22 protein-coding genes and 1 pseudogene are annotated in these 25,734 nt (G+C 59.2%); 10 read left to right on the forward strand and 13 right to left on the reverse strand.

Features of this window, described 5'->3' with window-relative positions; all coding sequences use genetic code 11:
• Positions 1 to 95: 95 nt before the first annotated feature.
• Positions 96 to 695: a superoxide dismutase gene (locus tag ACOERD_RS18110; protein ID WP_170374091.1), complete on the reverse strand. Its 600-nt coding sequence runs from the start codon at positions 693 to 695 to the stop codon at positions 96 to 98.
• 121 nt (positions 696 to 816) lie between these two features.
• On the opposite strand from ACOERD_RS18110, the gene ACOERD_RS18115 reads away from it, so the two are divergent.
• On the forward strand, positions 817 to 1,557 hold the full coding sequence (locus tag ACOERD_RS18115; RefSeq protein ID WP_419739948.1) for an FkbM family methyltransferase: 741 nt from the start codon (positions 817 to 819) through the stop codon (positions 1,555 to 1,557).
• Positions 1,558 to 1,666: 109 nt separating this feature from the next.
• Here ACOERD_RS18115 and ACOERD_RS18120 read toward each other — a convergent pair whose 3' ends face one another.
• The 4 genes from ACOERD_RS18120 to ACOERD_RS18135 form a co-directional block, all read right to left on the reverse strand.
• The gene (locus ACOERD_RS18120; RefSeq protein WP_419739949.1) at positions 1,667 to 2,233 is read right to left on the reverse strand and encodes a sarcosine oxidase subunit gamma; all 567 of its coding nucleotides are present in this window, start codon (positions 2,231 to 2,233) and stop codon (positions 1,667 to 1,669) included.
• Entirely contained in the window at positions 2,226 to 5,255 is a 3,030-nt protein-coding gene (locus ACOERD_RS18125; RefSeq protein ID WP_419739950.1) for a sarcosine oxidase subunit alpha family protein, read from the reverse strand. The genes ACOERD_RS18120 and ACOERD_RS18125 overlap by 8 nt, the downstream gene beginning before the upstream one ends.
• A 43-nt stretch (positions 5,256 to 5,298) precedes the next feature.
• Positions 5,299 to 5,628 (reverse strand): sarcosine oxidase subunit delta, encoded by a 330-nt coding sequence (locus tag ACOERD_RS18130; protein WP_419739951.1) that lies wholly within the window; start codon positions 5,626 to 5,628, stop codon positions 5,299 to 5,301.
• 76 nt (positions 5,629 to 5,704) lie between these two features.
• Complete coding sequence (locus ACOERD_RS18135; protein WP_170374096.1) at positions 5,705 to 6,949, reverse strand: sarcosine oxidase subunit beta family protein; 1,245 nt, start codon at positions 6,947 to 6,949, stop codon at positions 5,705 to 5,707.
• Positions 6,950 to 7,124: 175 nt separating this feature from the next.
• Here ACOERD_RS18135 and ccmI point away from each other — a divergent pair, with 175 nt between their 5' ends.
• Genes ccmI through ACOERD_RS18150 form a run of 3 tightly spaced genes read left to right on the forward strand, consistent with a single transcriptional unit; the run spans position 7,125 to position 9,060 of the window.
• Positions 7,125 to 8,351, forward strand: coding sequence for a c-type cytochrome biogenesis protein CcmI (gene ccmI, locus ACOERD_RS18140; protein WP_419739952.1), 1,227 nt, complete (start codon positions 7,125 to 7,127; stop codon positions 8,349 to 8,351).
• A complete protein-coding gene (ruvX, locus tag ACOERD_RS18145) occupies positions 8,348 to 8,812 on the forward strand; it encodes a Holliday junction resolvase RuvX (RefSeq protein WP_170465968.1) in 465 nt (154 codons plus the stop codon). The genes ccmI and ruvX overlap by 4 nt, the downstream gene beginning before the upstream one ends.
• A gap of 17 nt (positions 8,813 to 8,829) precedes the next feature.
• Positions 8,830 to 9,060, forward strand: a complete 231-nt coding sequence (locus tag ACOERD_RS18150) for a DUF1289 domain-containing protein (RefSeq protein ID WP_170374099.1) — start codon at positions 8,830 to 8,832, stop codon at positions 9,058 to 9,060.
• 522 nt (positions 9,061 to 9,582) lie between these two features.
• Here the strand turns inward: ACOERD_RS18150 and ACOERD_RS18155 are convergent.
• From ACOERD_RS18155 to istA, 7 genes are all read right to left on the reverse strand, one after another.
• Positions 9,583 to 10,152, reverse strand: coding sequence for a hypothetical protein (locus ACOERD_RS18155; RefSeq protein ID WP_419739953.1), 570 nt, complete (start codon positions 10,150 to 10,152; stop codon positions 9,583 to 9,585).
• Between the two features lie 90 nt (positions 10,153 to 10,242).
• Positions 10,243 to 10,368 carry a hypothetical protein gene (locus ACOERD_RS18160; RefSeq protein WP_419739954.1) on the reverse strand — a complete coding sequence of 42 codons (126 nt, stop codon included), beginning with the start codon at positions 10,366 to 10,368 and terminating at the stop codon, positions 10,243 to 10,245.
• On the reverse strand, positions 10,362 to 11,186 hold the full coding sequence (locus tag ACOERD_RS18165; RefSeq protein ID WP_419739955.1) for a sulfite exporter TauE/SafE family protein: 825 nt from the start codon (positions 11,184 to 11,186) through the stop codon (positions 10,362 to 10,364). The genes ACOERD_RS18160 and ACOERD_RS18165 overlap by 7 nt, the downstream gene beginning before the upstream one ends.
• A gap of 38 nt (positions 11,187 to 11,224) precedes the next feature.
• Positions 11,225 to 12,220 (reverse strand): tRNA dihydrouridine(20/20a) synthase DusA, encoded by a 996-nt coding sequence (gene dusA / locus ACOERD_RS18170; protein WP_419739956.1) that lies wholly within the window; start codon positions 12,218 to 12,220, stop codon positions 11,225 to 11,227.
• A 780-nt stretch (positions 12,221 to 13,000) separates the two neighbouring features.
• A complete protein-coding gene (locus tag ACOERD_RS18175) occupies positions 13,001 to 14,182 on the reverse strand; it encodes an ISNCY family transposase (RefSeq protein ID WP_419737631.1) in 1,182 nt (393 codons plus the stop codon).
• 445 nt (positions 14,183 to 14,627) lie between these two features.
• The gene (istB, locus tag ACOERD_RS18180) at positions 14,628 to 15,359 is read right to left on the reverse strand and encodes an IS21-like element helper ATPase IstB (protein ID WP_419737606.1); all 732 of its coding nucleotides are present in this window, start codon (positions 15,357 to 15,359) and stop codon (positions 14,628 to 14,630) included.
• Positions 15,346 to 16,854: an IS21 family transposase gene (istA, locus tag ACOERD_RS18185; RefSeq protein ID WP_419737605.1), complete on the reverse strand. Its 1,509-nt coding sequence runs from the start codon at positions 16,852 to 16,854 to the stop codon at positions 15,346 to 15,348. The genes istB and istA overlap by 14 nt, the downstream gene beginning before the upstream one ends.
• A 121-nt stretch (positions 16,855 to 16,975) precedes the next feature.
• Between istA and ACOERD_RS18190 the strand changes: the two are divergent.
• Positions 16,976 to 18,748, forward strand: a pseudogene (locus ACOERD_RS18190) (CocE/NonD family hydrolase); the annotation flags it as partial.
• Positions 18,749 to 18,780: 32 nt separating this feature from the next.
• Here ACOERD_RS18190 and ACOERD_RS18195 read toward each other — a convergent pair.
• A complete protein-coding gene (locus tag ACOERD_RS18195) occupies positions 18,781 to 19,392 on the reverse strand; it encodes a TetR/AcrR family transcriptional regulator (protein WP_419739957.1) in 612 nt (203 codons plus the stop codon).
• Between the two features lie 138 nt (positions 19,393 to 19,530).
• Between ACOERD_RS18195 and ACOERD_RS18200 the strand changes: the two genes are divergently transcribed.
• The 5 genes from ACOERD_RS18200 (at position 19,531) to ACOERD_RS18220 (ending at position 25,733) form a co-directional block, all read left to right on the forward strand.
• Positions 19,531 to 19,995: a (2Fe-2S)-binding protein gene (locus ACOERD_RS18200; protein WP_170374105.1), complete on the forward strand. Its 465-nt coding sequence runs from the start codon at positions 19,531 to 19,533 to the stop codon at positions 19,993 to 19,995.
• A gap of 3 nt (positions 19,996 to 19,998) precedes the next feature.
• A complete protein-coding gene (locus ACOERD_RS18205; RefSeq protein WP_419739958.1) occupies positions 19,999 to 22,185 on the forward strand; it encodes a molybdopterin cofactor-binding domain-containing protein in 2,187 nt (728 codons plus the stop codon).
• Positions 22,186 to 22,315: 130 nt separating this feature from the next.
• Positions 22,316 to 23,635, forward strand: coding sequence for a glutamine synthetase family protein (locus tag ACOERD_RS18210; protein WP_419739959.1), 1,320 nt, complete (start codon positions 22,316 to 22,318; stop codon positions 23,633 to 23,635).
• A gap of 59 nt (positions 23,636 to 23,694) precedes the next feature.
• Positions 23,695 to 24,375: a type 1 glutamine amidotransferase gene (locus ACOERD_RS18215; protein ID WP_419739960.1), complete on the forward strand. Its 681-nt coding sequence runs from the start codon at positions 23,695 to 23,697 to the stop codon at positions 24,373 to 24,375.
• Complete coding sequence (locus ACOERD_RS18220; protein ID WP_170374109.1) at positions 24,375 to 25,733, forward strand: glutamine synthetase family protein; 1,359 nt, start codon at positions 24,375 to 24,377, stop codon at positions 25,731 to 25,733. Before ACOERD_RS18215 ends, ACOERD_RS18220 begins: the two co-directional genes overlap by 1 nt.
• The last annotated feature ends 1 nt before the right edge of the window (position 25,734 follow it).

Raw genomic sequence — 25,734 nt, forward strand, 5'->3', positions numbered from 1 at the left:
GATTAACCAACCGCACGGCATGAAAACTATACCAATGAAAAAGGCCTGCCAGCGTCTCCGCCAGCAGGCCCCTGTTCCCGAAAGGGACACTCAGATCACATGCGCGATGCGACGTTTTCCCAGTTCACCAGGTTGTCGAGGAAGTTCGACAGGTAAGCCGGACGCTTGTTGCGGAAGTCGATGTAGTAGGAATGCTCCCACACGTCGCAACCCAGCAGAGCGGTCTGACCAAAGCACAGCGGGTTCACGCCGTTTTCGGTTTTGGTCACGGCCAGCGAGCCGTCAGCGTTTTTGACCAGCCATGCCCAGCCCGAGCCGAACTGACCCGCGCCAGCCGCGCTGAACTGCGACTTGAACTCGTCAACCGAGCCGAAGCTTTCGGTCAGCGCTTTTTCAAGTTCGCCAGGCATCGCGCTTTCGCCGGGGCCCATCATCTCCCAGAACTGGTTGTGGTTCCACAGCTGGCTGATGTTGTTGAAGATACCGTTCTGCGCGACGGCGTTTGCGTCGTAGGTCCCTACGATGATCTCTTCCAGCGACTTGCCGTCCCACTCGGTGCCGGCGATCAGCTTGTTGCCGTTGTCGACATAGGCTTTGTGGTGCAGGTCGTGGTGATATTCCAGCGTTTCGGCGGACATGCCCTTGGCTGCCAGCGCGTCATGTGCATAAGGAAGATCAGGAAGTTCAAAAGCCATGTCGGCCCCCTGTAAAATAAAAGTTGCGGTTCCCAACGGTTAAATGCTTTGGCAACCGCCGCAGGTCAAGGGGCGAGACAATAAAACCCGGAGGTCCGCGATGCTGACACAGGCGCGCAAGATGTTTTACCGCGCCCGCGGATATTATGCTGGAAACCTGAATGGTCAGGCGTTCCGGCTGGATCCCTACCATTCGAAATTCTGGCGCAAAGCCTCGGCCGGAGATTGGGAGCCTGAGACCTTCGCCGTTCTCGATCAGTTCCTGTCCCCGGAAAGCGACTATCTGGATATGGGCGCGTGGATCGGGCCGACGGTCCTTTACGGTGCGCGCAAAGCCCGCCATGTGTATTGTTTTGAACCCGACCCGACCGCCTTTCGCCATCTGGCCTGGAACCTGGATCTGAACGATATCCGCAATGTCTCGGCCTTCGGAGTGGCGTTGTCGGATCAGTTCGGAGTGGCCCGCATGGCCTCAACCCGAGGAGAGCCGGGCGATTCCACCAGTTCTCTTTTACATGACGCGGCGCATGGAACGGATGCTTTGACAATCGCGTGGGATCAGTTCCAGGCCGCTCAGGATTTAAGCCGGATCTCGCTGGTGAAAATGGATATCGAAGGGGCCGAGTTCTTTGTCCTGCCTACGTTACTGGACTGGCTGAAACAGAAACGTCCCGCTTTGTTTCTGTCCCTGCATGCGCCACTTTTGGAAGAGGCGAACCGGCGTTCCCGTATGGAAAGCCTGCTAGAAAGCCTAAGGTTCTACAACCATCTGTGCGACGAAAACGGACAGCCGGTGACGGTACAGGCGCTGTTGGAACCCGCGGCGCTCAGCCGCTTTCAAACGATCCTTTTACATGATTGAAGTGGGCGCCGTTCGGGCCTCCGATCACTCTTAACTGGTATTCCCAAGGTCGGAACGCAAAAGGCTCCGGCCAAAACCGGAGCCTTTTTTGACATCAGTCGTCGGTTCGTTAGCAAACCCCGACCTCACTGCCCGGCTGCGCCGCAACCTTGAGCAGTTTGAACACATAGTCAGCCGCCGAACGGAAGCAGACGATGCGCAGGGTCTCGGCGTCGTCCATCCAGAATGCACCAGCCACCTGAGCTAGACGCGAACGGCGAATTTGGCCGGGTTGGAAAGCCGCAGGTGACAGATCGACCGGAGCAACCTTGCCCAGAACTTCACGCGCGTTGCTGCCCGTGACTGAGAACACCGCACGGGCGTCCGAGACATTGACGGCCAGCGCATGCGTACCGCCAAGCGCGTTGGTCATCTCGGCCAGTTTGGCCTCGACCTCAGCATAGGGCACAAGCACCAGCAGCTCATCGGTGGACATCCAGCATACGCCGGTATCGCCATCGACCAGAGCCTCACGCTGGCCGGGCATTTTCTGCCCGGTTGCATCCTTGACCGCCTTGGCCAGCACCTTGTCGGACAGATCGCCACGCAGGGTGATCATACCCTGCAGGCCGACCTCGGCCACTTTGGCGATGCCGTCATAGCTGGCGTGGTTCAGTGCGCTGATGGGTTCAGACATTCTGCTTCTCCCCGTCCTTGTCGTAGAAGATCGGATCGACGATCTTGGCTTTGTAGGTTTTGCCATCGGTTCCCGGGAACTCGACAATATCGCCCATGCGGTCAGGACCATGCTTTATCAGACCCATGGCGATGCCTTTGCCCAGATTGGCCGAGTAGTATGTCGATGTCACACGCCCGATCATGTTGCGCTGACCGTTGGCATTGACGCCCTCGCCCACCGCATAGGCACCGTCCGGCAGCACCGATCCATCCACAGTCTCCAGACCGACCAGTTTCCAACGTTCTGGATCGGCCATATGGGTCCGCGAATGGGCGCGTTTGCCGAGGTAGTCCTCTTTCTTCTTAGAGAGCGCCCAGTGCAGACCCAGATCCTGCGGGATCACGGTGCCGTCGGTCTCGTCGCCGATCATGATGAAGCCCTTCTCGGCCCGCAGAATGTGCAGACATTCGGTGCCGTAAGGCATCACGCCGAACTCTTTGCCCGCGTCAATCAGAGCGTCCCAGAACGCCTGGCCCTGGCTTGCAGGGACCGCGATCTCATAGGACAGCTCACCCGAGAACGAGATGCGGTAGGCCCGCGCGTCGAACGCGCCAATCTTACCGTCACGCCATTCCATGAAGGGCAGCGCCTCCTTCGAAACGTCCATGCCGCCACCGGCTTGAGCATTCAGCTTCTCCAGTACCTTGCGGGCGTTGGGGCCAACCACGGCGACCTGGGCGTATTGCTCGGTCACGTTCGCGACATAGACTTTCCAGTCCCACCATTCGGTCTGTAGCCATTCTTCCATGTGACCATGGATGCGCTCGGCACCCCCGGTGGTGGTGTGGCACAGCCATGTGTCCTCGTCGATGCGGGCAACAACACCGTCGTCGATCAGGAAGCCGTTCTCTGAACACATCAGGCCATAGCGACATTTGCCAACCTTCAGCGTGGACATCATGTTGGTGTACATCATGTCCAGGAACTTGCCCGCATCGGGGCCTTTGACGATCAGTTTACCCAGTGTCGAGGCGTCTAGCAGGCCAAGGTTCTCACGGGTATTCTTCACCTCGCGATTTACAGCGTCATGCACGGATTCACCGGGGCGCACATAGGCGTAGGTCCGGCGCCAATGGCCGACCGGCTCCCAGTCTGCACCATTCTGGTCGTGCCAGTTGTGCATCGGGGTCTGGCGGATCGGTTGGAACACCTCACCGCGTGCTTCGCCACCGATCGACGCCAGCGAGATAGGCGTATAGGGCGGGCGGAACGTCGTGGTACCGACCTTCGGAATCTCGGAATCCAGCGCATCAGCAAGGATCGCCAAGCCGTTGATGTTGCTCAACTTACCCTGATCGGTCGCCATACCCAGCGTGGTGTAGCGCTTGGTATGTTCAACGCTTTCATAACCTTCGCGCGCAGCCAGCTGAACGTCCGAGACCTTCACGTCGTTCTGGAAGTCCAACCAAGATTTCATGCGCAGCTGGATGTCCGCATTCGCAGGCATCAACCAGACGGCTGCCATCGGAGCCTCGGCCGTGGTTTCGCCCGCAGGAGCCTTGGTGCGTTTCGCTTTGTAACCGGCCGCTTTGGCCGCCGCTTTACCTGCGACATCCGCGTCGGTCAGAACGTCACCGAGAGCCAGAGGACCGTTGGAGGAACCCGCGGCGATCACGAAGCCCTCGCCATCTGCACCCAGCGGAGGACGCTCGGGGTCGGGGCGGAAATGGGCGTTCGCCTCATCCCAGATCAGCTTGCCGCCGCAATGCGACCACATGTGAACAACCGGAGACCAGCCGCCCGACATGGCGACTGCATCGCATTCGACCTCTTCCCGCGCACCACCGATGCCTTCCTGGTTGCACAGCGCAACTTTCTTGACGCGCTTGCCGCCTTTGACCTTGGCGATGGCCTTGCCGGGATCGACACGGATGCCCAGTTGGCGCGCCTCTTCCGCCAGAGGTCCGGCGCTTGCGCGCGCATCGACCACGCGTAGAACATCAACACCGGCTTTCTTGAGGGCAATTGCAGTGTGATAGGCGTCGTCATTGTTGGTCGCAACGATCACGCGGTCGCCGGGGGTCACGCCCCAGTTCACCACATAATCCCGCATAGCCGAGGCCAACATCACGCCCGGAACATCGTTACCCGCGAAAGACAGCGGACGCTCAATCGCGCCGGTTGCTGTGACAACCTGTTTGGCACGGATGCGCCACAGGCGATGACGCGGGCCTTGCACGCCCGGAGTGTGGTCCGTCAGGCGTTCGTAGCCCAGTACATAACCGTGGTCATAAACCCCTGCCCCCATGCAGCGATTGCGCAGGATGACGTTGTCCATTGTTTCGAGTTCAGAAACTAATTGTTCCACGAACTTATCCACAGGCTCACCGTCGATCGTTCCACCATCAACAGGAGCACGACCACCCCAATGCGCGGTCTGCTCGATCAGCATGACCTTGGCACCGGACTGAGCCGCCGCCTTAGCCGCCTGCAGACCAGCGACACCGCCACCGATCACCAGTACATCGGTGAAGTGGTAGAAATGCTCATAGGTGTCTGCATCACGATTGTCCTTGTCGGGCGCTTTGCCCAGCCCGGCGGACTGACGGATGAACGGCTCGTAGACGTGTTTCCAGAACGGCTTCGGATGGATGAACATCTTGTAGTAGAAGCCAGCCGGCAGGAAGCGCGACAGATGGGTGTTGATCGATCCGATGTCGAACTCGAGGTTCGGCCAGTGGTTCTGCGATACAGACGTCAGACCGTTGAACAGCTCGGTCGTGGTGGCGCGCTGGTTCGGTTCAAACCGGTTGCCTTCGCCCAAACCGACCAAAGCGTTCGGCTCTTCCGCGCCACTTGCGACGACGCCGCGTGGACGGTGGTATTTGAACGACCGGCCCATCATCATCTGGTCGTTGGCCAACAGGGCGGATGCAAGGGTATCGCCTTCATAGCCCTGCATCGAGGTGCCGTTGAAGGTAAAGGTAACCTGTTTCGACCGGTCAATCAGCCGGCCTTGATTTGCGAGACGGGTGCTCATGTTGCGGACCTTTCGCAGGCGGAATTACGGTTGGCTGGGTGGATCATTTAAACTCTCTCCACGTCCAGCCGGGACGCTTGGCGGTGATGGCGTCCTTGATTTCTTGCGGTGGCTCGGTGGTCTGGGCCGGATATGTGCCGAACACCTCAAGCGTGTTGGTGCAGCGCGCCGCGTGGAACCACTTGCCACAGCCATTCGCGTGGCGCCAACGTTCGAAATGAACGCCTTTCGGGTTCTCACGCATGAACAGGTAGTCGTGGAATTCATCATCCGACGAGCCGGGGCCATAGCGCTTCAGATGCGCTTCGCCGCCGGCGGCCAGTTCAGTTTCTTCGGCATCGACGCCGCAATAGGGGCAATTCAGGATCAGCATATGGTCATCCTTTTCTCGGTCGGTCGGCACGCGGGCCGACCAGAATTCTGTGTTGTGGCCACCTCGGGCAGAGCCCTTAGTGCGCCACCCCGGCGGCGACGCTTTCGTCGATGAAGCGGCCCTCTTTGAAGCGGTCCATCGAGAAGGCCTCGGTCAGCGGTGAATGACCTGTCGCCATCAGCTGTGCCATACCCCAGCCCGAGCCCGGAATGGCCTTGAAGCCACCGGTGCCCCAACCTGCGTTGATGAAACAGCCCTGCAGCGGTGTTTTCGACAGGATCGGAGACCGGTCGCCGGTCATATCCACAATCCCGCCCCACTGACGCAGCATTTTCAGGCGCGAGATCATCGGGAAGGTCTCGACCAATGCGCGGACGGTTTCCTCGATGTGATGGAAGCTGCCACGCTGGGTGAAGTTGTTGAACCCGTCGGTACCGCCGCCGATCACCATCTCGCCCTTGTCGGACTGCGACATGTAGCCGTGAACAGTGTTGGCCATCACGACCACGTCCATGCAGGGCTTGATCGGCTCGGACACCAGGGCCTGCAGCGCAACCGCTTCCAGCGGCAAGCGGAAGCCTGCCATCTCGGCCAACTGTCCGGAATGGCCCGCAACCACGATCCCCAGCTTGTCGCAGTCGATCGCGCCCTTGGTTGTATCAACGCCAACAACGCGACCATTGTCCGAGCGTACGCCGGTGACTTCGCATTTCTGAATGATGTCCATACCCATCGCCGAACAGGCGCGCGCGTAGCCCCACGCCACCGCGTCGTGACGCGCGGTGCCGCCGCGTTCCTGCCAAAGGCCACCCAGAACCGGATAGCGCGGACCGTCCAGATTGATGATCGGCACCAACTCTTTCACGCGTTCGGGCCCGATCCACTCGGTCTTTACGCCCTGCAGCGCGTTGGCATGCGCCGTGCGCTGATAACCACGAATTTCGTGCTGGGTCTGCGCCAGCATGATCACACCGCGCGGGCTGAACATGATGTTGTAGTTCAGGTCCTGGCTGAGGTCCTCATAAAGGCCCCGCGCCTTTTCATAGAGCGCCGCCGAAGGATCCTGCAGGTAGTTCGACCGGATGATGGTCGTGTTCCGGCCCGTGTTCCCGCCGCCCAGCCATCCTTTTTCGATGATGGCGACATTCTGGATGCCGTAGTTTTTACCAAGGTAGTAGGCGGTCGCCAGACCATGCCCCCCGGCACCGACGATGATCACGTCGTATTTTTTCTTTGGCTCGGGTGAGCGCCATGCGCGCTCCCATCCGGTGTGATAGCGCAACGCTTCGCGCGCGACAGCAAAGGCTGAATAGTGTTTCATAAGCGAATCCATCCGGTTCGGTGATTGGCGCAGGTATGCCGCGTCGACCGGGTATATCCACGCCGGTCAACGCCGCAATATAGCACTATTGCGACATGTGGCACATTCGCGGCCATTTGTCCCTTTTTTTAGGCGGCCCGCAGGTCTAAGTCAGGGCAGAATTTCAGGAGAGAGCATGACGTTCTGGGTCATTTCATGTCTGATCGCGCTACTGGTCGCAGGGTTCCTCGGCTATACGCTTTTGCGCGGCCGCCGCGCGGACGAACCAACCGCAGCCTACGATCTGCGCGTCTACCGCGAACAACTGGCCGGTGTTGACCGTGATCTGGCCCGTGGTGTCATTGGCGAAGCCGATGCCGAGAGGGTCCGCACCGAGATCTCACGCCGCATTCTGGCAGCGGACGCCCAGATGCAGGGCGACCGGGCAACCTCGGGCCCGTCGCGCGGGGTTTCCGTTGTTAGCATCGCAATCGTGATGCTGGTCGTGATCGGCGGCGCGCTGGCGATGTATTACCGAACCGGTGCCGTCGGCCTGCCCGACCAACCCCTGACCGCACGGCTGGCACTGGCCGAGGAGGTCCGGTCGAACCGCCCAGCGCAGGAAGCAGCCGAAGCCCTTGCCACCCCGCCGCAGCCGCGACAACTGGAAGAAAGCTACGCAACGCTGCTCCAGCAACTGCGCGACACCGTGGCGGCCCGGCCGAATGACTTGCAAGGGCATATCCTGCTGACACAGCACGAAGCCAATGCGGGGAACTTCAAGGCCGCTTATGCCGCGCAGCAACGCGTTATCGAGCTTTCGGGTCAGGCGGCAACAGCCGATGATTACTCGGATCTGGCCGAAAAGATGATCCTTGCAGCAGGCGGCTACATCTCGCCCGAGGCCGAGCAAGTTCTGGCCACCGCGCTTGAGCGTGATCCCCGACACGGCCCGGCGCGCTACTACTGGGGGCAGATGCTGGCCCAGACTGGACGTCCCGACCTCGCCTATCGTGTCTGGGTCGACACCGCGCGGGATGCGCCGGCGGGCGCACCCTGGGGTGATGCCATTCGCGCCCAGTTGGATGAGCTTGCCTTCCGCGCGGGGGTTTTCAACGGCCCCGACCCTAGCTCATTGGGGCAGCCCGGCCCAAGTCAGGACGATGTCGCCGCCGCAGCCGAGATGACCCCGGAAGAACGGCAAGAGATGATCCAAGGCATGGTTGACCGTCTGTCTGATCGCCTGGCGACCGAGGGCGGCCCTCCTCAGGACTGGGCGCGCCTGATCGCGGCGCTTGGCGTCTTGGGTCAGGCCCAGCGTGCAATAGATATCCGTGACGAAGCCGAGATCCTCTTTGCCGACAACCCCGAGGCGCTTGAGATGATCGACGCCGCCGCCCTGCAAGCCGGTATTGCCCAATGATCCACGACGATTTTGAGGACTTCGCCGCTTCCCTGTCGCCGATGACGGCGCTTATGGGGCTGGATCTGGGTGAAAAGACCATCGGCGTGGCGGTCTCGGACCGGATGCGCGGGGTGGCCAGCCCGCTCGAGACAGTGCGTCGCAAAAAATTCACCGTGGATTCCGCGCGCTTGCTTGAGTTGATCAAGGATCGTGAGATCGGTGGCGTCATCCTCGGGCTGCCCAAAAATATGGACGGTACCGAAGGCCCCCGTTGCCAATCTACCCGCGCTTTTGCCCGCAACTTGACCCGCCTGACCGACTGCCCCATCGGCTTCTGGGACGAGCGTCTGAGCACAGTTGCGGCAGAAAAGGCACTTTTAGAGGCGGATACGACACGAAAACGTCGCGGACAGGTTATTGATCACGTTGCAGCAGGCTATATTCTGCAAGGAGCGCTGGACAGGCTGCGCTTTTTGTAACGGGTCGGAGACCACGAATGACGAACATGGTTTGGCAGCGCGATGAGGTCGAAAGCCCCTGTGTACGAATCTGTGTTGTCCACCCGACAGAGCAGATTTGCACCGGCTGTTACCGCACCCTTGATGAGATCGCGCGCTGGTCCCGTATGGACAGCAGCGAACGCGCCGAAATCATGGAGGCTTTGCCCGCCCGTAAACCGCGCCTCGCCAAACGGCGCGGCGGGCGTTCGGCCCGCCTGAAAAGCTGACCGCTCAGTCCACCGCGCTGGTTTCATCCTTTGATTTGTCACACCTGCCCTCTTGTCGGGTCGCGAGTTCATCCTTGAACAGGTCTGAGTATTCGGACCGGCTGGTTCTTGGATGTTTTGCAGGCCGTTCCATCGTGGTGTCGACAGTCACGGGTTGCGCGTGATCTCGCAGCTTGGAAAAGCGTCGTAGAAAGCTTTTGAAAGACATTAAGAACCAATCAATTAAGTGTGCCTGCTGCGGGCCGGACGCACGCCTCGAAAAAAAGCGAGGCGAAAGCCGGTTCCGTGAGTGAGTGGCGACCCGCAGCGGCACGGTCTGGCTAAAGAGTTTTCAGCCGGAACGACGAAGAAAACGCCCTCAGTTGTATATTCATTGACTCAGCAATCAATAATCTTATCGCAAAGTGACCCTACGTCATTTTTCGTGAAAAGCCGGGTTTTGAAGCCCACAAGTTGCGAAACGGGCAGATGTGGGCGTGGTCTGCTGGGGTAATTCGCGGGAACCGTTTCCCTCACGAGACATCAGCGTGTTTCAATCCATTCCGCGACGCCGTTGGCGCATTCGGGGCGGAAATAGGCAATCATCCGTCCATCCGGCCCGGCGGTCGCCCCATCTGGCCATGGCGCGACTCCGTGAAGGCAATGGCGGTGCAGCAGATAGGCCTCGCCAGGTTTGGCAGGCAATTCGATCCTTGGGCAGGTCTCGAACACCTCGCGGCGGGTCGCTTGATAGATGTCGGTGATGTCGACCTGGCTCAGATCGGTCTGGGACTGATCCGCAAAAGCCGCTCTAAAGGCCTCGCCCATTGGGATATGACTACCTTCCCACAACACCATGGGCGAGGCATCGGGGCTGGCTTCCGACAGGGGAATGCCCAAAATCCACGCATGCGGTTCATCCACGCGACGGCGGCGATCCGGGCCCATAGGCGGCAACCCGTCCACATGCGCCGCATCGCGATTACGCCTGTAGCGCCCGGCGGCCTCGCTTTCGCCTTTCCGAGGGCGGGGATACCCCGGATAGATGATCGAGACTTGCCCCGGATGCAGCGGCAATGACCGCAGATGCGCGGCGATGAAATCCATGGCCATCCCGGACAGCGGTTTTGACGACCCAACCTGCCCTAGTTCATCATTGGGCAACGCATCAACACCGACAAACCATGTGCCTTCACAATCCAGCTATTCGGCATGTTCAGGCGCCGTGACCGACTGCTGAGCGGCGGGCAAAACCTGCCCAACCCATTCGGCCAGAGCCGGGTCGAACGGGAATTTGACCCAACCTTTCGCCCAGAAATCCACTACCATCCCAAAGCCTTCCGCAGCATGTTCAAAGCGACAAGTGTCAGGAACAGCGCGAACACCCTCTTGAGCGGCTTCGGATTCATCGCATGAGCGAGTTTAACGCCCCACGGGGCGGTGATCATCGTCATCGCGACTACTATCCCGAAGGCCACCAGGTTCACGGCCCCGATCGTCAGCGGAGGCCTGTGTTCAGGGGCAATTTCCAGAAAGAGAAAACCCAATACAGATGGCACGGCGATGATCACTCCGAACCCTGCAGCCGTTGCCACAGCCCGGTGGATGGGCGTGTTGTAAAGGCTCATGAGGGGGACGCCGAAACTGCCGCCTCCGATCCCCATAAGCACAGACAGGAAGCCCACGGATGGGGACAGAACCGCGCGCTTGATCCCCTTGGGCATCGCATCCCCTAAACGCCATTCCGAGCGACCAAAGCCCAGATACGCACCAATCACCATGCCCAGAACTCCGAACAGCGCCTGCAAGGCCTCAGTCCGCAGGGCCGAAGCAACCAGCACGCCAACAACCGCCCCTACGACGATGCCAGGCCCCCAGCCGCGCAGGATCTGCCAATCGACTGCGCCCTTTTTGTTATGGGCCAGCACCGACCGGATCGAGGTTACGATTATCGTCGCCAGCGAAGTCGCCAGACATAGCTGCATCAACTGCGGCCCACCATATCCAAGCGTTTGGAACGCATAGAAAAACGCGGGCACAAGCACGATGCCTCCACCAACGCCGAGCAGCCCCGCCAGAACGCCCGCAAGTGCGCCAATTACAAGCAAAAGGCCCAGCATCTGGGCCAGCAACATCGTCTCGGGCATCTTCCCCCCAAACCGGTCATAGACCGGGCTTCATTCGTTCAAACCTCGGCCAGAGGCACCACGTGATCGAGCGCCTTCAGCATCACTTCGGGCCCTGCCCCATCCTGCACCGCCCCTTCCGACAGCGCGCGCCGCCAGGCCCGTGCGCCGGGGCGACCGGCAAAGAGGCCGAGCATATGCCGCGTGATCTGGTGCAAACGCCCTCCGTTGACAAGGTGCTGTTCGATATAGGGCACCATTTGCCGGGCCACCTGGATCGGGTCCCGAGCGCTGCCGCTCTGATAAATCCGCATATCCGCCTCAGACAGAATGTCCGAGGGCTGGTGATAGGCCGCTCGTCCGATCATCACCCCGTCCAGCCCGGCCTCCAAATGAGCCTGCGCCTCATCCAACGAGGTGATGCCGCCATTGATCGAAATGTGAAGATCCGCGAAATCGGCCTTCATCTGATGTACGAGGTCATAGTCCAGCGGGGGGATATCGCGATTCTCTTTTGGGCTTAGCCCCTGCAGCCACGCCTTGCGCGCGTGGATCGTCACCCGTCGGCACCCGGCCTGCTGTATCTTGTCCAGAAAGTCCGGCAGCACGTCGCGCGGTTCCTGATCGTCCACGCCAATCCGGCATTTGACGGTCACATCAACCGAGACAGCCTCACCCATAGCGGCCACGCAGTCGGCGACCCGCGCAGGGTCTCTCATCAATACAGCCCCAAACGTGCCCGATTGCACCCGGTCCGAGGGGCAGCCGCAATTCAGGTTGATCTCATCATACCCGGCCTCAGCTCCAAGCCGCGCGGCCTGCGCCAGCTCTTCTGGGTCCGAGCCACCTAACTGCAGAGCAACAGGATGTTCCTGCGGGCTATAATCCAACAGATGCAACGCTCCACCACGCACCAGCGCGGGCGCGGTTACCATCTCGGTGTAAAGCAGCGTCTGCTCACTCAGCAGCCGATGCAAAAACCGGCAATGGCGGTCGGTCCAGTCCATCATGGGTGCCACGCTTAGGCGTGCCGCTTTTTGTGCGTTATTTTTCAAAGCACTAACTCCATGCACCTTCGACCTTCGCGTAGCACGATTACCTTGGATTCCGGGGTGTTTCCGGGGGCGTTCGATTCGAACGTGCTACGGTGTAGCACATCCAAAGCATACAAACAGCGGCACGAATGCTGCTGGATACTGAGCCGGGCATGCTCATTGTGGATGCATCCGTTGCCCACCGGAAATCGACTATCAAACCCCGGTTTTTTTTGATGTTCGAACCGAATTCCCCAGAGACCAAGATGGGTGTAATCCATGACCAAGCTCAACGACCGTACACAGCGCCTTGTCGCGGCCACTACTGCTCAAAAATGCCCGCCCCCACCACGCACAGCAAAGAGGAAAAAGGCTTCTAAGAAACCGCCTTCCGCAAACCTCAAGGAGAAATTCGAGGAACCAAACACCAATAAGATTGCGGGCAGAGAACGCCATGTGCCCCATGGGGTCAAACTCGCAGGCGTGTCGTTAGAAAACAGCGCAGCGTCAAGTAAACCTTTCGAAGTCCGGCAAGCGTGAAGATGGTGGAACAAGAAACTTCTGGAAATCGAGTTGAATGGGTTTCCTATTCATATTTTTGGGAATGTTGTCGCGATGAAAGGCAGGATCTTTCCAAAATGCGGACTCTAAAAAGTGTCTAATGTCGAGAACATTCTGAATTGTCCGGTGTAGGTAACATGCCAATTGTCCGCTTCAGTTGATTGCGCGGTGGCCCAATTCGGAGGGAGCCGTAGGCGACCGTAGATTTGGGCCACCGCGTTCGCGCCACGTCGAAGCGGGTCACGCGACTTTGTGTTTGCTATCCTCCTGTGTGATGGGTGATCCGTCAGGCTGGTAGCGGCCAATGCATCTCGGGCCGTGGAAGATGACCAGTTGACCATCGGGGTATTCGTGGACCCTGACCTTCGCCTTGACGAAATGATGACGGTGCCTGTCTGCCGCGATCTGCATGACCAGGCCCTTGTAGCGCACCGTATTGTCGTTGCCGACGACGCGGTCTTCCTGCACACACAGGGTGTCGCGCACATTGCCTGTAAACGGCACGAAGGCCGAGGTCGTATCCTCCGGCTCCTTTGCAAACAGGGCATTGTGTTCGGGAAGATAGACCTCTTTCAGGAACTGATTGGCCTCTTCAATGGTTGTGATCCCATGGGACCGCAGTTCCTGCGGCAATCGGTTCTGGAACGTGCCAAACATGCGTTCAGACCGTCCACGGGCCTGCGGTGAATAGGCCGGGATCAGCTCAATGCCGAGTTGCTGCAAGGCGCGCCCGACCTGGGTCAGATTGTCCTTGTCCACTTTGCCGCCCGCTTCGGGCGTATGCCAGTAATGAGAGCCCCGATCGGCATAGAGCGAGCAAAACAGACCTTGCGCCTCGATCACCTCTGTCAGCCCCTGAAAACTGCTCATCGTCCCTTCTTCCTCGACAAAGAATGCCGAATAAACCCGGTTGGTGGCATCGTCCATGGTGACGATCAGATCCCACCACTGACCCGGAACCCATTCATGGCTGGAGCCGTCCTGATGCAACATCATGCCAACCATCGGACGGCGGGGCCGCTTGCGCCGATGGGCACCTCGTCGGGGTGCTGCCTGAACCCGGCCGTGGCGCTGCAGTGTAAGCCGCACCCAGTTGTAGCTCTGTGTGAAACCATGGTGGGCCACCAGCTTCTCGTGGAAATGCTTCGGCGTGTAATCCCAGTACTTGGTATCAAACAGTTCAAGCATCTCCATGACCTTATCCGTGGCAACACGATTGTTGGCCAGTTTGCCAAGCCGACGGTCGTACAGACCTTCTGCACCATCCGCCTCAAATCGATCCTCCCAACGCCTGACGGTGCGCACGGATACACCCAGTATCTCAGCCGCCTGTTCTTGCGTCAGCTTGTTCGCGCTTCGCCGCGAATACACATCTTCAAACTTCATCAGTCGAACTTCCTGTAACACTTCTGCTCGGTTCATAACGCCTCCTCTCAGAGACAGAATAGAACCGGACAGATCGCATGTTACATACACCGGACATATCGCGTGTTAGCGACAGTCTAATTGACCTGACAGTTTTAACTGTCATATAATAATGACACTTCGGTTTCTTTGAATGCGCTCCATATCGGCTGTGCGCACCCGACCGGAGAACTTGCCGTGCAGGATCCGTTCCACGCGTTTTTGGCACGTTATTTTCAACAGCCGATCAACGGGAGGCAATCATGTCTGTCAATCGGCATTGAATAATGACCCCCCATCGGCGTCCAAATTTGACCCCCCTTGGAGCTAAGAGGGGCGTTGAGGGGGTCGTGTTTAGGTTGATTCAGGAGGGGGTGGACAGCAGGTCAAACCGAAAAGAGAGCGTAGCTCGACTGAAGGTTTGACCTGCTGTCTGTTTTGAATTTATTCCCCGATTTCGAGGTTAGTCGCGGTGGTTAATTCGCCAGCTTTCGTTCCCGGTTTCGATGATATCGCAATGGTGTGTCAGTCGATCCAGGAGAGCAGTGGTCATTTTGGCATCTGTGAACACACTCGGCCATTCAGCAAATGCGAGGTTGGTTGTTAGCAGAATAGACGTTCGCTCGTACAGTTTGCTGATGAGATGGAAGAGTAATCGTCCACCAGACTCTGCGAACGGCAGATAACCGAGTTCGTCTATAATCACGAGGTCGACGCGGATCAGCTGCTCGCTGAGCCGCCCGGCGTTGCCTTCGCGATGTTCAGCCTCCAGCTTGTTCGCGAGATCCACAGCGCTGAAGAACCTGACCCGCCGGCGGTTATTGACCGCGTGGCCCCCGATCGCTGTTGCGAGATGCGTTTTGCCCGATCCGGTTCCACCGACCAGCACGCCATTCCTGGCCTGGTCCATAAAATCGCCGTCATGAAGATTGCGCACGACTTCCTCGTTGACGGGGCTGACCGTGAAGTCGAACTCAGGTAAGGACTTGCAGACCGGGAACTTTGCGGCACCCATCTGATACCGGATCGAGCGCGCAGTCTTTTCGGCCAGTTCGGCCGTGAGGAGTTCGGCCACGACCTGTTGGGGCCGCCAGTTGTTTTTGGCTGCGGCCTGCATCACTTCGTCAAAGCAGTTGACGATGCCTGGCAACTTCAGTTGACGGGCAAGTTCGAGAATTTCCTTACGCAGTTGCATGGGAGCCTCCAAGCCTGTCATAGCGAGCGCAATCCGCGATCGGTGCCATTTTCAGCTGCAGGTGGGCAGGCGGCTCAATCGCCTTTGGCGGCGGGGGATTGGTGCGCCGAGAGACAATGTTCAGGATCGCATCGGCCTTGCGCAGGCCAGATTTTAGAGCTTCTTCGCAGGCAGCCTCGACCACATCAATGTCGTGCTGGTAAGCAGCGAAAAGAATATCGGCAAGTTGCCGGTCTCCGTCGGATGTGCCCCGCAGATGGGTCCAGATCTGCGTCATTGCCGGTGGTAGGTCCCAGTCACGGAACGGTGCTCCATTGCGCAGAGCGCCAGGCTTGCGCTTGAGGACGGGCACATAGTGCCAAGGGTTGAAGATCGTTTTTCCTCGGCCGAAGCACCGTTCGTGCTCTCCGACAATCTCACCGTCTTGGCGCAGGACAATCCGCGTGGCGTAGACCTGCAACTGGACCTGACGTCCAACAGCTCTTGCCTCAACGCTGTATTTGTTTCTTTCGAAGTTGATCAGGCAGGTTCGGCTCACGGCGACCGTCTTTTCACGGAACCCGACGAAGGGCTTCTGCAGATGCGTCAGCAGCGGCTTTTCCTGCTGGAACTCCTCCCAGACCGTCACCTCCAGGTTTTCCGGATGCCGCAGTTCTTTTGCGCGTTTGATCGCGTCTTTTTGCAGCCGGGCATTCAATTCATCGAAGTCGGCCACCTCCAGACGCGGTGTAAAACTATAGGCGCGGCTCTCCTTGACCAGATTCTCAACCTGACCCTTCTCCCAACCGGCCGCGCGCGTACAGGCGATCGGGTTCACCAGATGATGAGAACACATCCGGGAGAATGCCTTGTTGAACTTTCTTTCCTTGCCCGACAGGATCGCATCGACGGCGGTCGTCATGTTATCGTAGATCCCGTTGATGCAGCCTCCACCAAAGAATTTGAAGGCCTCGTCGTGGGCATCAAAGACCATCTCCTGCGTCTCGCGCGGATAGGCAATGGAGAATGGCATGCGGCTATGGCAAAGTTTGAAATGGGCAACCTTCACGGTCGTGAGTGCACCGTCCATCAAAACCGTCTCCACACTCCAGTCGAACTGGTACGCCTCCCCAGGATCAAAGATCAGCGGGATGAACGCCTGCGCCTGTTGTCGGCCGTGCGCAATGCGCCAATTCTTTGTGTAGCGTCGAACACTGTCATACCCGCCGCCAAAACCATCATCGGAGAGTTCCTTCCAGATTTTGGTCATCCGCTTGCGGTGTTTCTTCGGAAGCGCCTCGTTCTCCTCAAGCGTTTCATCCAGACGCGCGCGCCAAGGCCCGAGCACCGGGTATGGCTGCGATTTGCGCTCATATTTGAACTCCGTCACTCCCGATCGGATTATCTTTCGAACCGTTGCACGGCTCAAATTGAGCGAACGGCAAATTTCCTTGATGCTCTTTTTTTCGATCAGGTGTAAGCGACGCACTTTTCTAATAGTTTCCACGCAAATCATCCCGCTTGCCTCTCCATCGACTGCTCAATGAAAAGGATGTCTACAACCATAGGGAGGGGTCAAATTTGGACGCCGATTTCCCCGCTTAGGGGGTCAAAATTGCACGCTTTTCTACAGCGGTGGGCTGGCCGAGGATGAATACTCACACCAGGAAACCCAGGACGGCGTTGACGTCATCGCGTGGCTGGCTGAACAGCCATGGTGCGACGGCAATGTCGGCATGTTTGGCAAAAGTTGGGGGGCCTACAACTCATTTCAGGTTGCCGCCAAACGCCCCCCTGCGCTGAAAGCCATCGCGCCGGTGATGGGCTGTGACGACCGCTGGCGCGAAGACATACATTTCTACGGAGGCGTGCTGGCTGGCGACAATTTCTGGTGGGGCTCGATCATGCAATTGCTGAACGCCTTCCCGCCCGACCCCGAAATCGTAGGAGAGGACAAGTGGCGTGACCTCTGGCGTGAACGTCTTGACGCGATGGAGTTCTGGCCCGCCATGTGGCTGGAACATCAAACCCATGACGAGATGTGGCGACGTGGCTCGATCTGCGAGGACTATGACGCAATCAACGTTCCCGTCTACTATTTCGGCGGCTGGGCAGACCTCTATCGCGACACGCCGTTCCGGATCTCGGAACACCTGAACGTGCCGGTCAAGGTGATGATGGGCCCGTGGTCGCATCTCTACCCGCATGAAGGCAAACCGACCCCTCAGGTCGATTTCATCGCCGAGGTGCTGCGATTCTGGGACTATTGGCTGAAGGGGATCGACACCGGGATCAAGGAGGAGCCACCGCTGCACCTGTACATGATGGACAGCATGCGCCCCGCTGGAACGCAAACACACCGCTCCGGGCGCTGGGTCGAGGAGCCCAGTTGGCCCTCGCCCAATGTTTCGAACGAAACCTATTGGCTGAACGCGGGGTCGTTGGACGCACAGGCGCAAACAGGCGCGCCGATGCAGATCACCTCTCCGCAGACATTCGGCTCGGCCGGTGGGGTCATGTGTTCTTTCGGTATTCCGGGCGATTTGCCTCTGGATTGTCGGATCGACGCCGCTGGGGCGATGGTGTTCCGCAGTGACAAGTTGGAGTCATCGTTGGACATTCTGGGCCAACCTGAAATCGCGTTGCGGGTCAGTGTCGACCAACCTCAGGCCTTTGTCGCGGGCTTGCTGATTGATGAGGCCCCCGACGGCGCGCAAACCCTGATCTCGCGCGGGTTCTTCAACCTGATGCACCGCGACAGTGACACAAAACCAACCCCGGTCGTGCCCGGAGAAGAGATGGAGATCTCGATCCAATTGCACGCCATCGGCTACAACGTACCTGTCGGTCACCGGATCATGGTGCAGCTTGCGACTGCCTATTGGCCCATCTTGTGGCCCGCGCCGAATCCGGTTTGCGCGACGGTCGTGCCCGGCTCCTCGGCCTTGTCGTTGCCCGTTCGCACCAATGCACCAGATGCGCTGGCCCCTCGGGACCTTCCGATTCCAGCCCCGGGTTCGGTACCCCAGACCGCGACCAGAGGTCAGGGCGGGTCCGAGACGACGCTGACACGGGACGCCCATACCGGCAGGCTTTCGGAGCGCGTCTTCATCGGTGGAGGTGTCATGGGACCGTCGTCAAAGAAGGTGCTCGAAACAGGGACCGAGATTTCCGACACGTCCGAGCGGATTTACTCCATTCTGCCAGATGATCCCCTATCCGCGATCGCGACCATGCGGCAGGAAACCCGATTTGAGCGTGGCGATTGGGATGCACGTATCAAGACCTGGTCTCAGCAGACGGCCACGGAAACCGATTTCGTGCTGAACGCTACGGTCGAATGCTGGGACGGAGACACGCTTTTCTTCAAAACGGAACGGAATCACGTGATCCCGCGCAACGGTATGTAGGGGCGGGTATGTCCGTCCTGTGGCGCTGAACGCTACGCGGTGTCCGGGCCGTATCTGCGCATCATCATCTCGACGCTGTTGTTGATCGTGTCCGCCATTTCCTGATGGCTGAGAACCGTTCCCGAGAACAACAGCGGCCAAAACGCCCGCGCCTTGATCAGGCCGATGAATTCGCGACCGGCCTGTTCGGGGTCGTCGATCTTCAATTGCCCGTCTGCGGCGGCCTCGCGCAGCATGTCGATGAACGAGCCCGTCTTGTCCAGCTTGCCCTGCGCTTGCTCGGCCAAGGTCGGGTTGCGCAGGATTTCGCTGATCACCATGCGAGACATGGCCATCACATCAGGCAGCATCAGAATGCGCCCCTCGGCCCAGGCCAGCTCGGTCAGTTGTTCGCGAACATCGCGCCCTTTTTCGTACCTGATCTCAAGCACTTCCGCAAAGCGACTGGACAGTTCCGTCACGATTGAACGGAACAGATTTTCCTTGCTTTCGAAATACTTATAAAGCGTCCTTTTAGAGACTTCAGCCTGACGCGAAATACGATCCATGCTGGCCGCCGCGAACCCCTTTTCCTGGAACTCGGCCACGGCAGCTTCGATGATCTGTGCATATTTGGACGCATTGGGCGCGCTGATCTCATTCATGCCATTGCTATAGACCCATTGACAGCATCGGGTCAAACACTAGGTAAACGCGAGAGTTTACAGGCGCGACTTTCTGTGCCACATGTAAACCCGCCAGTTTACCGACTCAGGTAGCAAGCCAACACGGAGTATCCCCTCATGGCCATCAATCTGAAACTGAACGGCGAGACGCATACTGTCGACGCCGAACCCGGCACGCCCCTGCTCTGGGTGATCCGGGATGAGCTGAAGCTCACCGGAACCAAATTTGGCTGCGGTGTCGCGTCTTGCGGCGCCTGCACCGTGCATCTTAATGGCGAGCCCGTACGCTCGTGTCAGACCTATATCGAAGACGTCGAAGATGCCGAGATCACCACAATCGAAGCCGTCGGTGAGGACAAGATCGGCGCAGCTGTCCAACAGGCCTGGGTCGAGTTGGACGTGGTTCAGTGCGGCTATTGCCAGTCGGGTCAGGTAATGTCAGCCGTTGGCCTGCTGGCTGAGAACCCCAAGCCGAGCGCAGAAGAGATCGACGCGTACATGTACGGCAATGCCTGCCGCTGTGCCACCTACCAACGTATCCGCGCCGGTATCCAACGCGCATCTGAAATTCTGGAGGCCTGATCCATGACCATCAACACCTCTCGCCGTGGATTTCTGAAAGGCGCAGCTGCTGCTGGTGCCGTCCTGCTGGTTGGCGCGCGTCCGGATGGCGCACTGGCGGCTGCTTCATCCGAAACCGCTCAGTTCAACCCCTTCGTGAAAATTGATGCCGACGGCACTGTAACTGCCATCGTCAAACATTTTGAGAAGGGTCAGGGCCCTGCGACCGGTCTACCTACGCTGATCGCCGAAGAAATCGGCCTGACGATGGACCAGATCGAATACGAATTCGCGCCCTCTGATCCAAACGTCTACAACAACCTGCTGTTCGGACCATTCCAGGGCACGGGCGGCTCGACCGCAATGGCGAATTCGTGGCTGCAATACCGTCAGGCCGGTGCTGCCGCACGCGAGATGCTGATCAACGCGGCGGCCCAAAGCTGGGGCGTCGACGCATCGGGCATCACAATCGAAGAAGGCATTGTCAAATCCGGCGACAAGTCCGCTCCGATTGCCGAATTCGTTGCCGCAGCTGCTCAGCTGGACGCCCCGGCCGAGCCACGCCTGAAGGACCCCTCCGAGTTCCGCCTGATCGGAAACGAAGCCGTTCGGCGTAAGGATTCGGCGATCAAGGGCAATGGTCAGGCCATGTATGCCATGGACGTTCACCTTCCCAACCAGATGATCGCTATGATCAAACGCCCCGAATCCAAAGGCGGAATTGCGCTAGGGTTTGACGATAGCGCCTCAAAAGAGGTCAAAGGCTACATCAGTGCCGCGGTTCTGCCCAACCAAGCGGGTGTCGCCGTCTACGCGGAAAACACCTGGGCCGCGATTCAGGCGCGTGATGCGCTTGAGGTCGAATGGGATATGTCGGGCGCGGAAACACGCGACTCGGATCAGATCAAGGCCGAGATCATGGACGCGCTTGATGCCGAGCCGACCTACAACGTCAACAAGGCCGATTTTGCCGCCGTCTCTGCCGCCATCGACGGCGCCGACACTGTGGTTGAGCGGACCTTCTACTTCCCGCTTCTGGCCCATGCTCCAATGGAGCCCCTGAACTGCACAATCGAACAGACTGCAGAGGGCGACATTGTCCTGCATGATGGGGCGCAGATGCCAACCGGCCCGCATATGGCCTACCAGCAGATCTTCGAGCTTCCGGCCGAGAAGATCCATATCAACACGATGCTGGCAGGCGGGTCCTTTGGCCGCCGCGCAACACCTGATGCGGATTATCAGGTCGAGGCTGCGTTGGCCTTCGTGGTCACCGACCGCTCTCGCCCAGTCAAACTGGTGTGGACACGTGAAGATGACATTCGCAGCGGCTACTACCGCCCTGCCTTTGGTCACAAAGTGCGCGTCGGTCTGGACGGTGAAGGAAACATCGTCGGATGGCACCATCAAATCGCCGGTCAGTCGGTCATCAAGGGGACGCCCTTCGAAGCTGTTCTGGTGCATGACGGTGTCGACCACAGCTCGGTCGAAGGGGTTTCTGACAGCCCATACGCCATCCCCGGCATGGCCGTAGGTCTGACGGATACACCGAAAGCCACGACGGTATTGTGGTGGCGCTCGGTCGGGCACACCCATACGGGCTATGCGATGGAGGCCATGATGGACCTGGCCGCAGAGGCCGCCGGTCGCGACCCGGTCGAGTTCCGCCTGGCGCATCTGAGCGATGACAGCAACGCAGATCAGGCCCGCAAGGCCGGAGTTCTGAAGCTGGCGGTTGAGAAGGCCGGATGGGGCAACGCTCCAGCCGGGCGCGCGCAGGGCATCGCGGTCCACAAGTCCTTTGGCTCTTATGTGGCCGAAGTGGTCGAGGTATCAGGCGATTTGGACAGCGGCGTTCGCATCGAAAAAGTCACTTGTGCCGTGGATTGCGGCATTGCGGTGAATCCCGATGTGGTCAAAGCGCAGATCGAAGGTGGTGTCGGCTATGGCATCGGTCACGTCATGCGGGACCAAATCACGCTGACCAGCGGTGCGGTGGACCAGTTCAACTTCCCGGATTACGAGCCTCTGCGGATCGGCGACATCCAGGCGATTGACGTTCATATCGTCCCGTCAGCCGAAGCGCCCACGGGCGTCGGCGAGCCGGGCACACCTCCGTCCGCCCCGGCCCTGGCGAATGCCATCCGCGCGCTTTCGGGTGTGAAGGTCACGACCCTGCCGATGGCGGAAAACGGCGTAACATTCGTCTGATCCTAAAACACGGGGCGTCGGCGCATTTCGTGCCGACGCTTTTCTACGACCGCTGAAATTTGATCAAATTTCGTGACAAGGCCGATTAGCTTCGCTACATCTCGGATAACCGAGAGGAGCTACAGCCCCAATGGACCTGAACGCCTTGCATAATTTCCGCGTTGCCGCCTGCGACCTGAACGGTCAGATGCGTGGCAAGCGCGTCCCGCCAACATATGCCGATAAGCTGAGCAAGGGTGCTGTGCGCATGCCATTCTCGGCCTTGAACGTCGATCTATGGGGTGCGGATATCGACGGAAGCCCCCTCGTGTTCGAAACCGGTGACGCCGATGGCATCTTGCTTCCGACCGAGCGCGGGCCTGTTCCAGTGCCATGGCTGGAAACATCGACCGCCCTGGTTCCCATGAGTCTCCATAACGATGACGGCGTTCCCTTTGCAGGCGACCCGCGCCATGCGCTAGCCTCGGTGCTGTCACGTTACGCGCAGCGCGGCTGGTCAGTCGTTGCGGCGACCGAGCTGGAATTCACCCTTGTCGACGCGTTCGGCCCCCAACCCTTGGCGCCGCTCAACCCGATCACTGGCCGCCGCCTGACAGACGAGGCGGTTCTGTCCGTCGCTGAAATGGACGCATTCGAGGCATTCTTCACCGACCTCTATGACGGGTGCGCTGCAATGGGCATCCCCGCGCAAACTGCAATATCCGAAAGCGGTATCGGTCAATTCGAGATCAACCTCAATCATCAGGACGCCATGCGCTGCGCCGATGATACGTGGCTTTTCAAGGCTTTGACGCGTGGCTTGGCCCGAAAACACGGCTTTGCTGCGACCTTCATGTCGAAACCTTATGCTGAGGACGCGGGAAACGGGATGCATGTGCATTTCTCGGTCCTGGACCAAGACGGGCGGAATATCTTCGACGATGGCGGGCCCGAGGGCACCGAGCTGCTGCGCTCAGCCGTGGCCGGGTGCCTTGCTGCCATGCCGGCCAGCACTCTGATCTTTGCACCTCACGGGAATTCATACGCGCGGCTTGTGCCCAGCGCGCATGCGCCCACCGGTGCAAGCTGGGCCTATGAAAACCGAACCGCCGCCATCCGTATTCCGGGCGGAGCGCCCTCGGCCCGACGTATCGAGCACCGCGTGGCTGGCGGCGATATCAACCCTTACTTGATGCTGAGTGCCGTTCTGGGTGCGGCGCTGGTCGGCATCGAGGACGGCATGGTGCCCCCCGCCCCGATCTCGGGCAATGCTTATGAGATTGACGGTCTGCCTCAGCTGGCTGGCGATTGGTCCGCCGCCATCGACCTGTTCGAGAGTGACCCGATCATTACCCGGCTTTTCCCATCGGAATTGGTCCGCAATCTGTCGATGACCAAACGGCAGGAAATCGCACGTTTTGCAGACCGCCCCGACGACGAACACTGGCTCAGCTATCTTGAGGCCGTGTGACCCCCTTGCCCGAAGGCCCGCTCTCGGGTATTTCTGAATTTGATCAAATTCGGTGACTTATGAAAATTGGCATTCTACAAACTGGCCACACCCCTGATGCGCTCATACAGGACTTCGGGGACTATGACTCTTTGTTTCCGGCGTTGCTGGACGGACATGGGTTTGAATTCAAAACGTTCGCAGTCGTTGACGGGATCTTCCCAGACAGCGCAGAAGACGCAGATGGCTGGCTGATCACAGGCTCTCGCTACGGGGCCTATGAGAATCTACCATGGATTCCCCCGCTTGAGGATCTGATCCACCAGATTCACCAAAGCGGTAAGCCGCTGGTGGGCGTGTGCTTTGGCCATCAGATCATCGCGCAGGCGCTGGGCGGCAAGGTCGAAAAATACCAAGGTGGTTGGTCGGTTGGACGTACTGAATATGACTTTGATGGCGACAACGTCTGGCTAAACGCATGGCATCAGGATCAGGTCGTGGACGTGCCGGACGGGGCCGAGGTGATCGGCAGCAATGACTTCTGCCAGAACGCCATGCTGCGCTACGGTGACCAGATCTGGACCGTGCAGGCGCATCCTGAATTTTCCAACGATTTCGTCTCGGGCCTGATGCGCACGCGGGGCAAAGGGTTAGTGCCTGATGACCTCATGCAAGCCGCAGCGAACAGACAAACAGCACCGGATCACAATGCCCGGATCGCGCAGATCATGGCGGATTTTCTGAAGAAAGCGAGGGCCTGATGGCCGATTGGACAGACGCAGCACCGCAGGCCGCACAGGACTACATCGCCGGACATCGGCTGGATGAGGTCGAGTGCATCATCTCGGACCTGCCGGGCATTGCACGCGGCAAGGCCGTTCCCGCATCGAAATTCGCGCGGCAATCCTATTTTCACCTGCCTGACAGTATCTTCTACCAGACGATCACGGGCGGCTGGGGTGAAGCCGCGGGTGAGGACGGATTCATTGAACGCGACATGATCCTGAAACCGGATTTCTCGACCACGTCGGCGGCACCTTGGACTGGCGACTGGACGCTGCAGGTGATCCACGACGCCTATGACCGCGACGACAACCCGATCCCCTACAGCCCGCGCAACGTGTTGAAGCGTGTCGTGCAGCTCTATCACGACAAGGGCTGGAAACCGGTGGTCGCCCCGGAGATGGAGTTCTTTCTGGTCGCCCGCAACGTTGACCCGGCGCAGTCGATTGAGCCGATGATGGGCCGCTCTGGCCGTCCTGCCGCCGCGCGTCAGGCCTATTCCATGACGGCCGTGGACGAATTCGGCCCGGTGATCGACGACATTTATGACTTCGCCGAACATCAGGGGTTTGAGATCGACGGGATCACCCAAGAAGGCGGCGCAGGCCAGCTTGAGATCAACCTGCGCCACGGCAATCCGGTGAAGCTGGCGGATGAGGTCTTCTACTTCAAACGCCTGATCCGCGAGGCCGCTTTGCGTCACAATTGCTTTGCGACATTCATGGCGAAACCGATTGAGGATGAGCCGGGCTCGGCCATGCATATCCACCATTCGATCATCGACATTGAGACCGGCCAGAACATCTTCTCCGGGCCGCAAGGCGGTGAGACCGACGCGTTTTATCACTTCATCGCGGGCCTGCAGACACACCTGCCAGCCGGTCTTGCCGTAATGGCACCCTATGTGAACTCGTACCGCCGCTACGTGAAAGACCATGCCGCGCCGATCAATCTGGAATGGGCGCGGGACAATCGCACCACGGGTATCCGGGTGCCGCTGTCCGGCCCTGAGGCGCGGCGCGTGGAAAACCGTATCGCTGGAATGGATTGCAACCCGTATCTCGGGATCGCACTGTCACTGGCCTGTGGCTATCTGGGTCTGGTCCAACAGGAACGTCCACGCCGCCAGTTTTACGGTGACGCCTATGAGGGCGAAGGGGATATCCCGCAGGTGATGGGGAATGCTCTGGACCTGTTTGACGGAGCCACGGAACTGCATGAGATTCTGGGCCCCGAATTCGCCCGCGTCTATGGCATCGTGAAACGGGCCGAGTACGAAGAGTTCCTGCAGGTGATCTCTCCGTGGGAGCGGGAACATCTCTTGCTGAACGTCTGAG

The sequence above is a fragment of the Ruegeria sp. genome (assembly GCF_965199275.1).
Lineage (GTDB): Bacteria > Pseudomonadota > Alphaproteobacteria > Rhodobacterales > Rhodobacteraceae > Ruegeria.

Coding starts and splice junctions, on each gene's coding strand:
- ACOERD_RS18110 (WP_170374091.1), bottom strand. CDS start 695: ATGGCTTTTGAACTTCCTGATCTTCCTTATGCACATGACGCGCTGGCA.
- ACOERD_RS18115 (WP_419739948.1), top strand. CDS start 817: ATGTTTTACCGCGCCCGCGGATATTATGCTGGAAACCTGAATGGTCAG.
- ACOERD_RS18120 (WP_419739949.1), bottom strand. CDS start 2,233: ATGTCTGAACCCATCAGCGCACTGAACCACGCCAGCTATGACGGCATC.
- ACOERD_RS18125 (WP_419739950.1), bottom strand. CDS start 5,255: ATGAGCACCCGTCTCGCAAATCAAGGCCGGCTGATTGACCGGTCGAAA.
- ACOERD_RS18130 (WP_419739951.1), bottom strand. CDS start 5,628: ATGCTGATCCTGAATTGCCCCTATTGCGGCGTCGATGCCGAAGAAACT.
- ACOERD_RS18135 (WP_170374096.1), bottom strand. CDS start 6,949: ATGAAACACTATTCAGCCTTTGCTGTCGCGCGCGAAGCGTTGCGCTAT.
- ccmI (WP_419739952.1), top strand. CDS start 7,125: ATGACGTTCTGGGTCATTTCATGTCTGATCGCGCTACTGGTCGCAGGG.
- ruvX (WP_170465968.1), top strand. CDS start 8,348: ATGATCCACGACGATTTTGAGGACTTCGCCGCTTCCCTGTCGCCGATG.
- ACOERD_RS18150 (WP_170374099.1), top strand. CDS start 8,830: ATGACGAACATGGTTTGGCAGCGCGATGAGGTCGAAAGCCCCTGTGTA.
- ACOERD_RS18155 (WP_419739953.1), bottom strand. CDS start 10,152: ATGGCCATGGATTTCATCGCCGCGCATCTGCGGTCATTGCCGCTGCAT.
- ACOERD_RS18160 (WP_419739954.1), bottom strand. CDS start 10,368: ATGGTAGTGGATTTCTGGGCGAAAGGTTGGGTCAAATTCCCGTTCGAC.
- ACOERD_RS18165 (WP_419739955.1), bottom strand. CDS start 11,186: ATGCCCGAGACGATGTTGCTGGCCCAGATGCTGGGCCTTTTGCTTGTA.
- ACOERD_RS18175 (WP_419737631.1), bottom strand. CDS start 14,182: ATGAACCGAGCAGAAGTGTTACAGGAAGTTCGACTGATGAAGTTTGAA.
- istB (WP_419737606.1), bottom strand. CDS start 15,359: ATGCAACTGCGTAAGGAAATTCTCGAACTTGCCCGTCAACTGAAGTTG.
- istA (WP_419737605.1), bottom strand. CDS start 16,854: ATGATTTGCGTGGAAACTATTAGAAAAGTGCGTCGCTTACACCTGATC.
- ACOERD_RS18195 (WP_419739957.1), bottom strand. CDS start 19,392: ATGAATGAGATCAGCGCGCCCAATGCGTCCAAATATGCACAGATCATC.
- ACOERD_RS18200 (WP_170374105.1), top strand. CDS start 19,531: ATGGCCATCAATCTGAAACTGAACGGCGAGACGCATACTGTCGACGCC.
- ACOERD_RS18205 (WP_419739958.1), top strand. CDS start 19,999: ATGACCATCAACACCTCTCGCCGTGGATTTCTGAAAGGCGCAGCTGCT.
- ACOERD_RS18210 (WP_419739959.1), top strand. CDS start 22,316: ATGGACCTGAACGCCTTGCATAATTTCCGCGTTGCCGCCTGCGACCTG.
- ACOERD_RS18215 (WP_419739960.1), top strand. CDS start 23,695: ATGAAAATTGGCATTCTACAAACTGGCCACACCCCTGATGCGCTCATA.
- ACOERD_RS18220 (WP_170374109.1), top strand. CDS start 24,375: ATGGCCGATTGGACAGACGCAGCACCGCAGGCCGCACAGGACTACATC.